We start from the raw sequence: 14068 nt of genomic DNA, 5'->3' as shown, positions 1-14068 counted from the left end.
CATGCCCACACCTCTGGAGCAGCTCTCCGCCGGCGCGCTCGACTGGCTGGGACGGAATCTGGACCACTTCGACCCCTTCTCGGAGAGCACCCGTCCGGCGACGCACGGAAAGGCCAAGGCCGCACTGGAGTTGGGGCTGCTCTGTCACCGCGCGGCACGCCCGAACGACGCTCCGGACCCCTTGAGCGGGGCGACCGCCCTCGTACGGAAGCTCTGGCAGGACCCGGACTTCCCCGAACTCTTCGACGACATCCCCGCATACGCCTCCACATACCGACTGATCTACGCAGCCCTTGCGCCCGACGGCATCGACGGCACGCAATGCCGGGCGGCGCTCGCGCTTCTGGACCCCGGCTTCCTCTCGCCGCGCGGGAAGTCGCCGTACCGGCGCATCGAGATCCGTCACTACGCGGACAAGGCAGGCGTACGCCACGGCATGGAGCCGTACGCCCGACTCCTGCCGCAGAGCCCGGTGGTGGCCCTCCGCGCGGCCGGGCAGCCCGAGGGCTCGAAGGACTCGGACGGACTCGCCCCGTACGCCGTGGAGCCGCTCACCACCCCGCAGGCGTACGCCCTCACGCACACCGCCTTCTACCTCGGCGACTTCGGCCGGACCGACCCCCGGCTCGACGCCGGCGCTCTCGACCACGCACAGGGCCTGATCCGCCGGATGCTGCTCCACTGCGTCGCACACGACCGGTGGGACCTGGCCGCCGAGCTCGTCCTCGCACAGTTCGTCCTCGGAGGCGATCCGCTGCGTACGCCCTCGGGGGCCGCCGCCGTGGAATGCCTGGTACGGGCCCAGCGCCCCGACGGCGCGATCCCGGGACGGTCCGCGGCGCTCAAGGCGCCTCCGTCGGCCACCGCCGCAGAGTTCTTCCGGAAGGCGTACCACACGACTCTGGTGACCGCCCTGATGGCGACGGTCGTCTCGTCCCCGGGGCGGCTGTCATGATGCCGCGCCTCACCCTGATCAACCGCGACTACACCCGGCTCTGGTTCGGTCAGGCCGTCTCGTCCGTCGGGGACGCCGTCTTCAGCACGACGCTGGTGCTGTGGGTGGCCACCGTACTGGCGAAGGGCGAGGCATGGGCGCCGATGGCGGTCAGCGGGGTGCTGATGGCATCCAGCGTCGCCGTCCTGGTCATCGGTCCGCTCGCGGGCGTGTTCGTCGACCGCTGGGACAAGCTCGCGACGCTGCTCCGCACCGAGGTGGTGCGCGGAGCGCTGGTGGTGGTCCTGACCGTCGTCTCCTTCCTGCCGACCGATGCGCTCCCGTCCGGCGTCTGGCTCGCCCTCGTCTACACGACCGTGCTCCTGCTGCACGCCGCCGGCCAGTTCTTCTCACCGGCGCGCTTCGCGATCCTCGCGGACCTCGTGACCGGGGAGGCCGACCGCGCCCGGGCGGCCGGCATCGGCCAGGCCACCGGCGAGACGGCCTGGATCATCGGCCCCCCGATCGCCGCGCCGCTGCTCTTCACCGCCGGGATCCAGTGGGCCCTCCTCTTCAACGCGCTGTCCTACGCGGTGTCCTACGTCGCCATCCGTTCGATCGACGTACGTCCGTCGGCCGACGCCGCGGAGGCGAAGGATTCCGCGCCGAAGCCGGACCGCAAGCAAAAGACCAGTCTGCGAAGGGAGTTCGCGGACGGTGTGCGGTTCTTCGCGCGCAGCCGGTTCCTGGTCGCGCTGCTTCTGCTCGCCGTCATCGGACAGTTCGGACTCGGCGCGCTGAGCACCCTCAACGTCTTCTTCACCACCGACAACCTCCACGCGGACGCCCATCTCTACGGCTACATCGGCATGGCCATGGGAGTGGGCGGCATCGCGGGCGCGTTGAGCGGGGGCCGGGTCGTACAGTGGCTCGGGGCGCGGCGGAGCACCTGGGTCAGTCTGCTGGTGAGCGGCGTTCTGCTGGTGGCCTACTCCCGTCAGACCGGCTTCCTCGGCGGCATCGCGCTGCTCTTCGTCTTCACCGTGCCGCTCACCGTGCTGAACACGGCGATGGCTCCGCTGCTGCTCGCCGCGGCGCCCGCGGAGTTCCGGGGGCGGGTGATGGCCGTGTTCTATCCGGTGACGAAGCTGGCGTCGATGCTCGCCGCGGTGCTGTCCGGCTGGCTCGCCGGCTCCGTGCTGCGGGATGTGGCGGGCTCGGTGGGCGGTGTCCGGTTCGGCCCCATCGACACGATCTTCGCGGCGTCCGGAGTGATCGTCGTCCTGGCGGGAGTGTTCGCCTGGCTCGCCCTGCCGGGCACGGAGGAGGCCGAGGTGGCCGCCGGGAAGGCCGCCGAGGGGACCGCCGACAGGGGGACCGAGGAGACGACCGAGGGATCGCCCGAGAAGGCGGTCGCCGACGCTGTGGCCGAGGAGGCGGTGGTCGCGAAGGCTGCCGCCGCCGCGGTGACCGTCGACCGCGCCGCGGGCACCCGCTCCCGGCACGCCACGCCGCCGGCCGGGGCCCTCGGCCACCGACCGCCCCCCGACCACGAACGAGGGAGCCCCGAGTGACCACCGACGCCCGAGCGACACGGCGCCGCCCGTACCCGCACGCGGAGCGGCAGGACATCGTCGAGGAGATCCACGGCGTGCGCGTCCCCGACCCGTACCGACGGCTGGAGGATTCCGCGGCCCCCTCGACGGTCCGCTGGAGCGCGGAGCAGGAGGCCCTCTACGCGGCCGAGCGCGCGGGCCTGGCCGATCTGGGGCGGTGGGAGGCGGAGGTGGCGGCGCTGAGCGCCGTCGATCGCGTCCGGTCACCCAAGGTCCGCGGCGACAGGGTCTTCTGGCTGCGGCAGCACGCCGGCCAGGAGCATCCGGTGCTCGTGGTGGCCGACGCCGGGGCGGCGACCGGGTCCGGGAAGGGCGCGCCGGAGCGGGTGCTCCTCGACCCCCACGGCCTCGACCCGTCCGGCCGCACCGTGCTCGATGCCTGGGAACCCTCCGTGGAGGGCGATCTGCTGGCCTGCCAAGTGTCACGGGACGGCACGGAGGACTCCGTGCTCCAGGTGATCGACGTATCCACCGGGCAGGTCGTCGACGGGCCGCTGGACCGGGTGCGGAAGTCGTCGATCGGCTGGCTGCCCGGCGGCGGGGCGTTCTACTACGTCCGGCACCTGGACCCGCGGCTGCACCCCGGAGAGGAGCGCTACCACCGCCGGGTCTGTCTGCACCGGGTCGGGACGCCGGCGGACGCGGACGCCGTGGTCTTCGGGGAGGGCCGGGACAAGACGGAGTTCTACAGCGTCTCCGTGACTGCCGACGGGCGCTGGCTCGGCATCACGTCCACGCTCGGCACCGGCCGTGGGACCGACGTCCACCTGGCCGACCTGTCCGCCGGGCCCCTCGACCGCCCGCAGCTCAGGCCGGTCCAGGAGGGCAGGGGGGCCGCCACCAGGCTGCACGCGATGTCCGGCACCGGTCCGACGGATCCGGTGTGGCTGCGGACCGACCGCGACGCGGCGCGCGGTCGCGTCGTCGCGTGCCGGCCGGACGAACTCCACCTGGGGCCGGATGCGTGGCGCGAGGTGATCCCGGAGCGGCCGGACGCGGTGCTGACCCACCTGGTCGTGCTCTCGGGACCGGAGCTGAAGCATCCGCTCGGCCTGGCCGCCTGGACCCGCGACACGGTGGCCGAGGTGACCGTGCACGACCTGGTCGAGGGTCGGCAGGTGGCCACCGTCCCGCTCCCCGGCACCGGCGCGGTCGGCGACTTCTCGGCGGGGCAGCCCGGCAGTCACGAGGCCTGGTTCGCGTACACCGACTTCGTCACGCCCGTACGGGTGCTCCACTTCGACGCGCGCACGTTTCGCGCGACGCGCTGGGAGCGGGAGGCCCCCGACGCCCCGGCGGTGGACGGCGCGGTCACCCGCCAGGTCGCGTTTCCCTCCCGGGACGGGACGACGGTACGGATGTTCGTGATCTCCCCCACCGGGCGCCCCGACGGGCCGCGCCCGGTGCTGCTCACGGGGTACGGCGGATTCGGCCGCACGATGTCGCCCCGGTACCGCGCCCAGGTCCTGGCCTGGGTCAGGGCCGGCGGGGTGTTCGCCTGGGCGGGGCTGCGCGGTGGCGGCGAGGAGGGCGAGGAATGGCACCGGGCCGGCAGCGGGGCGCACAAGCAGAACACCTTCGACGACTTCGCCGCCGCTGCCGACCGGCTGATCGCGGAGGGCTGGACCGAGCCCGGCCGGCTCACGATCATGGGCGGCTCCAACGGCGGGCTGCTCGTCGGCGCGGCGCTCACGCAGGAGCCCGGGAAGTACGCCGCCGTGGTGTGCTCGTCCCCGCTCCTGGACATGGTCCGCTACGAGCTGTCGGGCCTCGGCCCCAGCTGGACACCCGAGTACGGCAGCGCGCAGGACCCGGCGCGACTGCCGGTGCTGCTCGGCTACTCCCCGTACCACCGCGTCACCCCCGGCACCGCATACCCGGCGGTGCTGCTGACCGCGGCGGACGGCGACACGAGAACCGACCCCCTGCACGCCCGCAAGATGTGCGCCGCCCTCCAACACGCCACGTCGGGCACCGGCCCGGTCCTCCTGCGCCTGGAACACGGCGTCGGCCACGGCGACCGCGCGGCATCCCGAGCATCGGCACTCCAGGCGGAGTGCCTGGCCTTCCTGGCATCCCATGTGGGCCTCCGGGCCCCGGGGGCCGGCGCGACGACACCGTGAAGCACCGTCCGACCACCTCGGCCACGGACACGGGGGCGGGCCCGGCGGTGCGACTCGGCACGACGACACCGGGGCCCGGCCCGGCAGTGCGACTCCGCACGACGACACCGGGGCGGGCCCGGCGGTGCGACTCCGCACGACGACACCGCCGCCGCTCACCGGCCCCTCCTGCGTGAAACCGGCGCCGCTCACCGGCCTCTCCTGCGTGAAGCCGCCGCTCCGCGGTGCTGACGTGGCGCGAAGCCGCCGCTCCGCCCTACGTCAGTACCGGCGTCCCGTATCCCGCGGCCCGCGCGTACAGCCGTATCAGGTGGGGCATGTCGTACTGCGCCGCGTGGGCCATGACCTCGCCGCCCGGTGAGGTGACCATTCCGGCATCGATGAGTGCCTCCACCACCCTTACGGCGTGCCGCTCGTCGCAGCCGAGGGCCTCCGCCGCCTCCGTCAGGCCGAACGGGCCGTCGCCGGTGCCCGCGGCCAGCCGACCCGCGTCCCGGCCGCACTCCTCCGGCAGCGTCTCCCGGCCGCGGGCCAGCCAGCGCCGCACGGACACGTCCCCCGAGGTCAGTTCGTCCAGGGCGCCGGCCGGGTCGGTGAGCCGGTCCGCGAACTCCCGCAGCGGTACGTGGCGGAGTACCGCGAGCCGCATCCCGCTCACCCGGACCGCGAGCGGCGAGCCTCCGCAGGCCCGCACGATCCGCAGCGCGGCGTCCCGGTCCGCCCGCACCCGCTGCCGACCGACGAGCCCGGCGAGGAGTTGCACGGCCTCGGCGGTGTCGAGCGGGGGGAGCGTCACCCGGTGCACGGGCGCCAGGCCGCCCAGTTGGCCTCGTGCGGTGAGCAGCACCCTGCCGCGTCCGCCGTACGGGAGCAGCGGTCGTACGGCACGCTCCTCGGGCACGTCGTCCAGGATCACCAGCACCTCGTGTTCCGCCAGCCACTCCCGCCACGCCTCGGGGCTCGAAAGGCCGGTCTGCCGCGTTCGTTCGCCGAGTTCCGCGAGTACGGCGGGCAGGGGGCGGGTTCGCCCGTCCGCGTCCCGCAGGGAGACGCAGAGCCGTCCCTCGGCGAACCGGTTGCCCAGCAGGTGGGCGGCCCGTACTGCCAGCGTGGTCTTGCCCGCCCCGGCGGGTCCGGACAGCAGCACGACATCGGCCGCGTCCCTGCCCTCCAACAGGGTCAGGAGGTACCGGAGTTCGTCCCCATGCCCTGTGAAGTCGACCAGGTCGGGCGGAAGAACCGTCGCAGCCGGCGGGCCGACGGCGGACGTCCCGCCCGTCGGCCCGGCACCCGCGTCCGCCCCGGCCCCGGCCTCGACCCCTGCGTCGCCGGCGAGGATCGCCCGGTAGCGCGCGGCCATGGCGCCGCTCGGATCCAGGCCGAGTTCCCGGGCGAGGAGCTGCCGGTAGTCGTCGTACGCCGCGAGCGCCTCCGCCTGTCGGCCCGTCCTGCTGAGGGCGCACATCCAGGCGGACCGGAGGCGTTCCCGCAGCGGGTGCCGCTCCACGAGGTCGCCCAGCCCCTCGACGACCGCCGGGGCTCCGCCCAGCTCCAACTCCGCCTCCGCCCAGCTCTCGTACGCCGTCAGATGGCGCAGCAGCAGCCGCTCGGCCTCCTCCGCCAGTCTGGGTGACTGCCGCAGGTCGTCGCCCAGCGGCGGCCCCTGCCACAGGTCGAGGGCCTGCCGCAGCAGTCGAGCGGCCGAGGCCGGACGCTGCCCCTCGGCCGCCCGTACCAGGGAGCGGAACCTCAGGAGGTCGAGCTCGTCCTCCGCCACGCGGAGGACGTATCCGGCACCGGTGTGGACGAGCCGGGGCCGGGGCGTCCGGTCATGGTCGCCCTCCCCCAACAGCGCGCGCAGGGCGCTGACGTACACCTGGATGTTCTTGCGGGCGGTACGAGGGGGCTCCTCCGGCCACACGCCATCGGTCAACGCGTCGACGGAGACCGGGCGGTTGGCGGATACGAGCAGCAGGGCCAGCACCATCCGTTGCTTCAACGGGCCCAGTGCGACCGGCCGTTCGTCGCGGTGGACCGCCAGCGGGCCGAGGACGGAGAACCGGAGTGTGCCGGGTGACGCTGCGGGTTGCGCGGACGGACTCGGCATCGAGCAAACCTCCGTGTGATGACGGGAGTCGGTCGGTCTGCTCGATGATCCACCGCCCTGAGTCCTCACACATCGGTACCGGACCCTCACAGTCGGGCCCCAGACGGCCGCGCCCTGGGGGACCGGACCCCCATGGGGACGGGTGCGCCCCCCATCCCGGGTCCGTCGACCCCCCATGCCCATGTCCCTTGCCAGTCCGATCGGACCCCTCAGGCACGTCAGGCGGGTCGGACCGCTCGGGCGAGTCAGGTCGCTCAGGCCGACGTCGGTCGAGAAGCGGCGCCGGTCGGTCCCTCGTCCTCCGCCCGCTCCGCCGACAGCGCGCAGAGCGCCGAGCGGTCCGCGCACCGGGTCTTGGTCATCAGGCTCGCCATGTGTTTCTCCACCGTCCGGGGCGAGATGCACAGGCGCTGGGCGATCTGCAGGTTGCCCGGGCGCTCCTTGAGCAGGACGAACACCTCGTACTCGCGCGGCGTGACGCCCGCGGTGCGCAGTTCCGCGGGGATCCGCTCCCGGCCGCCGCGGCGCTGCGGGACGCTGACTCCCGCCTGCCGCAGGACCGCACGGCACGCACCGGCCACGGGCTGGACGCCCGCCTCGTGGAAGTACTCCTCGGCGGTCCGCAGCCAGGCGACCGGCTCGCCCCAGGAGTCGGCGAGGGCCGCCTCCGCGACCAGCCGCAGGGCGAGATGCCACGCCTGCGGGAACACCGCCGCCGCGTGGCCGGCCTCCTCCACGGCGCGCCTCGCGCCGTCCCGGTCACCGTCCCGGCCGCGCAGCACCGCGTCCGCCATCCCGAGGAACATCCGGTTCCAGGCCAGCTGGCCGCCGGGTGAGGCGAGCGCCTCCTGATACACCTCCCGGCCTCCACCACGACCCCCCGCCGCGCCGTCCCCGCCGCCACCCTCGCCGGCGCCGTCGAGGATCCGTAACAGCGGGCGGAGCCCGTACCGCCCGCTGAGGTAGAAGAAGCTCGGATGCTCCCGCTCCCAGGCGAGGGCCGCATCGAGCTCGGCAGTCGCGCGCTTCCGGTCCTCCGCCATCAGCGCGCCCACGGCCTGGCACAGTCCGCGCTGCAGGGGCACGAGCATCGATTCCTCGCCGCCCGCCCTGCGGAACCGGGCGAGGGCCCTGTCCAGCTCGCGGACCCGCCCCTGGTGGGCGGCGAGCGTGGCGTCCACGAGCAGCAGATAGCGGTGCGCCGACAGGTTCTGCAGGCGGGCGCTGGCTTCCACGGACCGGTCGACGATCTCCCGGGCCCGGTCCCAGCGCCCGCCCAGCACGCTCTGCATGGCCAGCAGCCCGTCGACGGTCTGGAGCACTGCCAGCGAGCCGAGTTCGTGGGCCGCCGCGCGGGCGGTCTCCAGCTGGGTCGCCTCCCCGGTGCGCATGAACGCGTTGGTGCCGAGCCGCACCAGCGCCTCGGCCCGGGACACCGCGAGCCGGTGCTTCTCCGCGACCTCCAGCATCCGCCCCAGGCAGGCGTCGGCCTCGTCGAAGCCGCGCTCCCGGGACAGGAGGGCGAGGAGCTGCCATGCCTGGCAGGCCACCACGGGCCGGCCGCGCTGCTCGGCGGTGAGCGCGGCACTCCTGGCGGAACGTTCCGCCTCCTTCAGTCGCTCGCGACCGTCCCGGCCCACCGAGGCATGCCCCTCGCCCCGAGCCCCATCGTGGGGGCCTTCCCCTTCCACCTCTCCGGCACCTGGCCCACCGGTTCCGGTGGCACCGCGTCCAGGTGTTCCGCCCCGGCCGTCCCGCTCCGGCAGCAGCGCCAGATGGCCCTCGACCACCACGAGCGCCGCCTCCTGCTCCGGCCGAGGCTCGGCCCCGAGCAGGGCGCGGGCCGCCCTGATCCGGCGGCGCGCCTCCTCCTGCTGCTCCGCCATGGTCGCGACCCAGGCGACCTGGGTGTGCGCCTGGGCCCGTTCCTCCGCCGCACGCGACCCGACGGGCACCGGCGGCAGATCGTCGAGCAGCGCGGACGCCTCGTCGACCCGCCCGGACTCGGCCTGGGCGATCGCCAGTTGTACGGTGACCTCGTCCCGCTCCCCGTCGGCCGCGAGGCCCCGGGCCCGCTCCAGGAGCACGGCGGCCGAGCCCGACGCGCCGGCGTCCAGCATCTGCCGCCCGACCTGGGCGAACTGCCGGGACGCAGCCACCTTGTCACCCGCCGCAAGGCGCAGCGTGGCCACCAACTGACTCTGTTCCCCTGACATTTCACCGGGGAGTCCGCCGCCGGAGAGATCTCCGGCGGACTCCTCGATGGCCTGGGCCGCGCGCCGGGCGAGCGCGGCCTGCTCGGCCGGCGGCAGCGAGGCCCTGAGCGCGTCCGCCGTGAGGACGTGGCGGAAGGTGTAGTGGTCGTGGGCGGCACCGTCCGGGGCGATGATCCCCGCCTCGGATGCGGACCGGAGGTGGGCGAAGAGCGCCCGGTCGTCGAGTCCGGTCACCGCTCTGAGCGCTCCGACCGAGAACCGGCCGCCGAGCGTCGCCGCGATGAGCAGAAGTTCACGGACCGGTTCGTCGAGCCGGCCGAGCCGGCGTGCCCAGCTGCGGACCGCGCCCGTGGGCACCGTCGCCTCGCCGTGATCGGCGAGCAGCCACCCGCCGTCCGACCTGCTCAGCCGCCCCATGTCCAGCAAGTCGGCCAGAAGCACTTCCACGAGGTAGGGGTTACCGCCCGCGCGCTGGGAGAGCTGTCGATGCGCGGCCGGGGGCACGTCACCCGGACCCGCGTCCAGACACGCGTCCACCATGTTCCGCACCGCCGCCTCGTCCAGCGGTCCGAGCTCCGCCACCGAGGCGGTGTTGCGCAGTTCCACGGCGAGTGCGAGGTCCAACGCCGGGCCGGGGTCGGGCCGGAGCGTGCCGACCAGCAGGACCGGGAGGTCCGCCACGTTGTCGACGATGTACTCGACGACCGCGACCGTCTCGGTGTCGGAGTCGTGGAGGTCCTCGAGGAGGATCACGCAGCCCCGCTCGCGGCCGAGGACCGCGAGCAGCCTGAGCAGCGCCTCCGCCAGTTCGACGAGCGAGATCGTGTATCCGGGGGCCGCCGCGGCGGCCCGCCACTCCGGTACGAGACCGGCCAACGCCGGCCGGTAGGGGTCGAGTTCGGGGTCGTCCGGGGCGCCGGCCGCCCGGAAGCGCGAGGCCAGTGCCTCGACCAGTGGCCGGAAGGGCACGACGAGCCCGGTGGAGGTGGCGCGGCCGCGCAGCACCGGCATGTCCCCGCCGTACGCGCGGAGGGCGCACTCGCCGGCCAGCCGGGACTTGCCGATCCCCGCCTCGCCGACGAGGAACACGGCCCGTCCGGCGCCCCTCCGGACGCTTTCCAGGGCCTCGCCCAGTAACTCGATCTCGGCGTCCCGCCCCACGATGACCGACGACGTCGCACGCATGGACGCAGGCTACTTGAACCCTTTCGTACACGGCAGAGGGCCGGGGAGCACCCCGGCCCACGCCCTTTCCCGCACGGCGTCACCCCGGTGACCTCGCCGGGTCACCCCCGTGATGTCGCCGGTTCATCCCCGGACACGGCGCCGGGTGACGCGCCCGCTCTCCCGTCAGGACACCGTGATGGTGCCGGTGGTGTAGGGCATGTCCCATGAGGCGACCGCGTCCGCATCCGCCGTTCTGAGCAGCCGGCTGCGCCGCCCGAGCATGCCGCCGGAACCGAGCGTCACCTCGCCCACCGGGTCGTCCTGGGCCGCGGCCTCCGCGCCGGCGCCGCCGTTGACGTACCTCACCGAGTCACTGATCTGCATGGTCCTCACTCGTCCTTCGTGTCCGCGGGAGTGGTGGTCGTGCTGAGCTGTGCGTTGGTGCGGGTGGTGCGGGTGGTGCGGTCCTCGGCCTTCCGCTTTCCGCCATGCGTCTTGCGCCTTCTGCCGTCGGTCAGCGGTCAGCGGTCAGCGGTCGTACGTGGTGCGCGTGGGCGGTCCGGACACCCCCTGGGAGCTGCGCAGGAGGAGAAGTGACGGCACGCGCTCCGGGAAGCCCGCCCGGAGGAGTCCGTGCCCGATCCCCGCGAGGCCGGTCAGCAGTCCGGGGTGCGGAACTCCGTCCGGGGCGCCGCTCCGGGCGCCGTGCTCCTCGACGGAGGCGAGGAGTGCCCCGGCCCTGCGGATCCAGTGCGGCCGGGCCTCGGGGAGCGCGGTGTGGCCCAGGAGTTCGCACACTCCGGCCTCTCCGTGGCACAGGCTGTCGTCGGGAGCCGGCCCGTTCTGACCCAGGCGCTCGACGGTCGTACGGGCCCAGGCCGCGAGCTGTGGGTCGTCCAGGGCGCCGGGCGCGTCCAGCACCGCGAGCGCGATTCCGGCCTCCCCCCGGCACCAGGCCGAAGCCCGGGCGCCGCCGCCTGCGGGTCCGACGCCCGGGGCAGGGGCGGAGGCTCCCCCGTGGCCCCCGCCCTCCCCCAGGTCGCGAGCGGCTTCGGGGAGCGCGCCGACGGCCGCCCGGATCGCGGAAAGGCCCGCGCGCCGGTACCTCTCGGCGGCCCCGACCCCCGCCCCTGCGGTGGCCTCGACCTCGGCGAACCGCAGCAGGGCCCATCCGATCCCGGCGGCCCCGTCCGCGAAGCCCCGCCCGACGGCCGCGAGATCGGCGCCCGTGGAGCCGACTCCCGTGAGATCGACTCCCGTCAGATCGACTCCCGTCAGGTCGGCTCCCTCGGGACCGGCTCCCGTCACATCGACTCCCGTGAGATCGGCAGCGACCAGCCGGTCCGCGCACGCCCGCGCGGCCCGCCGGATCTCCAGGTCCTCGCCCCCGCCCCCGCCTCCACCCGGCCCAAGTCCCTCACCGCCCCGCGCCCCCTGGCCGGCCACCAACGCGACCAGCCCGCCCGCGAGACCCGCGCCCACCCCGTACTCCGGCTCGACCCTCGTCGCCGCGGCGACCAGCCGCAGTGCGGCGGACGCCCAGGCGCCGACGTCCGGGTCGTCCAGCAGCCGGGCCGTCTCGGCCAGCGCGTACGCGATGCCGCCGAGGCCGGAGTGGGCTCCCGAGCCCACCGCGCCGAGCTCCTCGGGCCGCACCCGTAGCGCGTCGAGCAGTCCGGGCATCGGCGCCAGGGCCGTACGGGCCGCCTCTGCGTAGTGTCCGGCGCCGGTGAGCGCCGCCAACTGGGCGAGGAACAGTGCCGGTCCGGTGTAGCCGCCTGCGAGATCTGCCGCCATCGGGCCGATCCGCCAGTAGCGGTCGTCGAGGAGTTCCAGGCCGATCCAGTTGCTGCGCGGTCCTTCGCGGTACGCGAGCGAGACCAGCTGGTCGCCGACGGACCGGGCGGCCGAGAGCAGCCGTTCCGGCTCGGGGGCGCGGCCCGCGGTGCGGGTGCGCGGCCCCTCGGCGGGCCGGTGTGCGGGCGTTCGGGAGGTCGTCGCCATGGCGGCCCGTACGATCCGTTCCTGGTCCTGCCGGTCGACGGTGTCCAGGGCGCCGAGCTTCGCGGCGACGCGGGCGATCCCCGGCAGGTCCGTGCGGTCGGCCGGCGGCCGCTCCGGTGCGCCCCACAGGTGGTCCCGGCCAGGCCGGGCGGTGAACAACGGCACGTCTCCGGACCAGAGTTGGGCGATCTCCTCGTCGATGAGGCCGGGTGCGAGGACCGGGCCGAACCGATCGGTCCGCAGGGCCTCCAGAACATGCTGCCGTTCGTCGGCGTCCTTCAGGAGATCGGGGTGTGTCGACTCGTCGAGGAGCATGGTGTACACCCAGGTGGGACGCACCACCACCCGCACCTCGTCCTCCGCGAACGCCTCCAACAAGCCCGCCCCGTCGACAAGTTCGTCCCTTGCCGCGCCGATCGCGGTGTATCCGGCCCGGAACCCGGCGCAGAGCGCCTCGATGTGGGCCCCCGGCTCGATGGGCTCGCCGCTCGCACGTCGCGGCCGGTTGGCGGATTCGCCGAACGTCCCCGCCCTGCGCACCAGGCGCATCCGGTCCGTGCCTGCGTCGGCGAAGTCCGCCCTCTCCACGGGCGACACGCCCTCCCGGCCGCCGCCGACCGCGGACACGTCCAGGGCGCTGTGGTCGCCCACCAGGAGCTGCGGCAGCAGCCCGACGCGGTACACCGAGTCGTGGAGCGCGCGGGCGGCGGGGTCCTCCGTGCCGGAGCCGGGCAGGGGCGGGTGGAACAGGGTCTCCACGTCGACGAGGACCGGGTGGGCACCGACGGCGATCAGGTTCTCGTGGTGCAGGTCGGTCCCGTCGAGCAGATGCAGCAGCGCGAGCAGCGCGCCCTGGCGACGGTAGAACTCCTCGACCTCCGCTTCGGCGGCGCAGGGCCGCGCGGCGACGAACTCCACCCAGCCGTACTCGCCGCGGTCGAGCAGTCGCAGGGTACGCAGGTCCACGGAATCGGGCAGCGCGTTGAACCAGGCGACGAGGTCGTTGAAGTGGCGGTGCACGGCGAGGGGGCGTGGCTTGTACACCAGCCGAGTCCCGTCGGCGAAGCTCAGCAGCATGACGCTCCGGCCGCCCCGGTGCCCGTCACCGGCGCCCGGCTCGATGCCCACGAGCAGTCCCGGGTCCCCGCCCGACTCCTTGAGAAGACCTGCGACCAGCAGGGCACGGTCGTCGGCGAGCCGTTCCAGCGCCTCCGCCACCGCGTCCGCCGCGTCGAGGGCCGCCCGCCCCAGGATCCGCGCGAGCACCGGCCGCCCGGCCAGCAGGTCCGACAGGCCGCGCCGGGAAGCGGTACGCGCCAGGAAGTCCCGGAACCGGGCCTGTGTGTCGTCCCCGTCGAGACGCCCGGCGCTCCGTGCCTCGTGCAGTTCGAGGACCAGCGTCCGCGCCGCCGCCCGCGCCAGCCTGCCGCTGAGCTGCCGCTCCAGGTCGTCCCGTACGGCGGTCATGTCCACGAGCTCACGCGCCCGTCCCGTGACGCGCCGCTCCAACCGCTCCCCCGCGCGGTCGGTCAGCGGCCGAAGGGCCCATTCGAATCCGCTGAGCCCGGGATAGTCCCGCGAGGGCGCCGCGGCCTCCAGGGGAGCGGCGGCCACCGCCTCCTCGACCAGCAGGGCCCAGTCCGGGCGCCCATCGCCCCCGTGGCCGCTCACCTCTGCGTGCCCGCCCTCGTCCTCGCGGAGCAGCCCGCCGTCCCACCACCGCTCGACCTCCGACAGCGAAGCCGCAGCCTGCTCGTGTCCGGCCTTCACCGCCATCGCCCCTCCTCGAACCGCCCCGGCCCGGCCCCCCGCTCCGGGCCGTGTCCGATCCTGGTACGAGGGACGCCTCCGCGGCATGGGGAACAACCCCCCATGTTTTTCACCCGAGCGCCGCCGCAGAC

The 14068-nt window shown here is 74.4% G+C and carries 7 protein-coding genes; 3 read left to right on the top strand and 4 right to left on the bottom strand.

Going from position 1 to position 14068, the window contains the following annotated elements; all coding sequences use genetic code 11:
* The first annotated feature begins 1 nt into the window (after position 1).
* The 3 genes from OG259_RS36580 to OG259_RS36570 are packed head-to-tail and all read left to right on the top strand — an operon-like array spanning position 2 to position 4673.
* The gene (locus tag OG259_RS36580; RefSeq protein WP_328946154.1) at positions 2-955 is read left to right on the top strand and encodes a DUF6895 family protein; all 954 of its coding nucleotides are present in this window, start codon (positions 2-4) and stop codon (positions 953-955) included.
* Complete coding sequence (locus OG259_RS36575) at positions 952-2508, top strand: MFS transporter (RefSeq protein ID WP_328946153.1); 1557 nt, start codon at positions 952-954, stop codon at positions 2506-2508. Before OG259_RS36580 ends, OG259_RS36575 begins: the two co-directional genes overlap by 4 nt.
* The gene (locus OG259_RS36570; RefSeq protein WP_328946152.1) at positions 2505-4673 is read left to right on the top strand and encodes a prolyl oligopeptidase family serine peptidase; all 2169 of its coding nucleotides are present in this window, start codon (positions 2505-2507) and stop codon (positions 4671-4673) included. The genes OG259_RS36575 and OG259_RS36570 overlap by 4 nt, the downstream gene beginning before the upstream one ends.
* Before the next feature lie 256 nt (positions 4674-4929).
* Here OG259_RS36570 and OG259_RS36565 read toward each other — a convergent pair whose 3' ends face one another.
* From OG259_RS36565 to OG259_RS36550, 4 genes are all read right to left on the bottom strand, one after another.
* Complete coding sequence (locus tag OG259_RS36565) at positions 4930-6780, bottom strand: AfsR/SARP family transcriptional regulator (RefSeq protein WP_328946151.1); 1851 nt, start codon at positions 6778-6780, stop codon at positions 4930-4932.
* 254 nt (positions 6781-7034) lie between these two features.
* Positions 7035-10181, bottom strand: coding sequence for a helix-turn-helix transcriptional regulator (locus OG259_RS36560; protein ID WP_328946150.1), 3147 nt, complete (start codon positions 10179-10181; stop codon positions 7035-7037).
* Between the two features lie 165 nt (positions 10182-10346).
* Positions 10347-10547: a hypothetical protein gene (locus tag OG259_RS36555; RefSeq protein WP_328946149.1), complete on the bottom strand. Its 201-nt coding sequence runs from the start codon at positions 10545-10547 to the stop codon at positions 10347-10349.
* Between the two features lie 144 nt (positions 10548-10691).
* Positions 10692-13943, bottom strand: a complete 3252-nt coding sequence (locus OG259_RS36550; RefSeq protein WP_328946148.1) for a type 2 lanthipeptide synthetase LanM family protein — start codon at positions 13941-13943, stop codon at positions 10692-10694.
* Positions 13944-14068 lie beyond the last annotated feature (125 nt).

The sequence above is a fragment of the Streptomyces sp. NBC_00250 genome (assembly GCF_036192275.1).
GTDB lineage: Bacteria > Actinomycetota > Actinomycetes > Streptomycetales > Streptomycetaceae > Streptomyces.
The sequence above is the reverse complement of the archived record's forward strand: the minus strand, read 5'-3'. Positions and strand labels throughout refer to the sequence as shown.

What these genes read in the sequence shown, in the direction of transcription:
- OG259_RS36560 (WP_328946150.1), bottom strand. Translation starts at nt 10,181, where the DNA reads ATGCGTGCGACGTCGTCGGTCATCGTGGGGCGGGACGCCGAGATCGAG.
- OG259_RS36565 (WP_328946151.1), bottom strand. Translation starts at nt 6,780, where the DNA reads ATGCCGAGTCCGTCCGCGCAACCCGCAGCGTCACCCGGCACACTCCGG.
- OG259_RS36555 (WP_328946149.1), bottom strand. Translation starts at nt 10,547, where the DNA reads ATGCAGATCAGTGACTCGGTGAGGTACGTCAACGGCGGCGCCGGCGCG.
- OG259_RS36550 (WP_328946148.1), bottom strand. Translation starts at nt 13,943, where the DNA reads ATGGCGGTGAAGGCCGGACACGAGCAGGCTGCGGCTTCGCTGTCGGAG.
- OG259_RS36580 (WP_328946154.1), top strand. Translation starts at nt 2, where the DNA reads ATGCCCACACCTCTGGAGCAGCTCTCCGCCGGCGCGCTCGACTGGCTG.
- OG259_RS36575 (WP_328946153.1), top strand. Translation starts at nt 952, where the DNA reads ATGATGCCGCGCCTCACCCTGATCAACCGCGACTACACCCGGCTCTGG.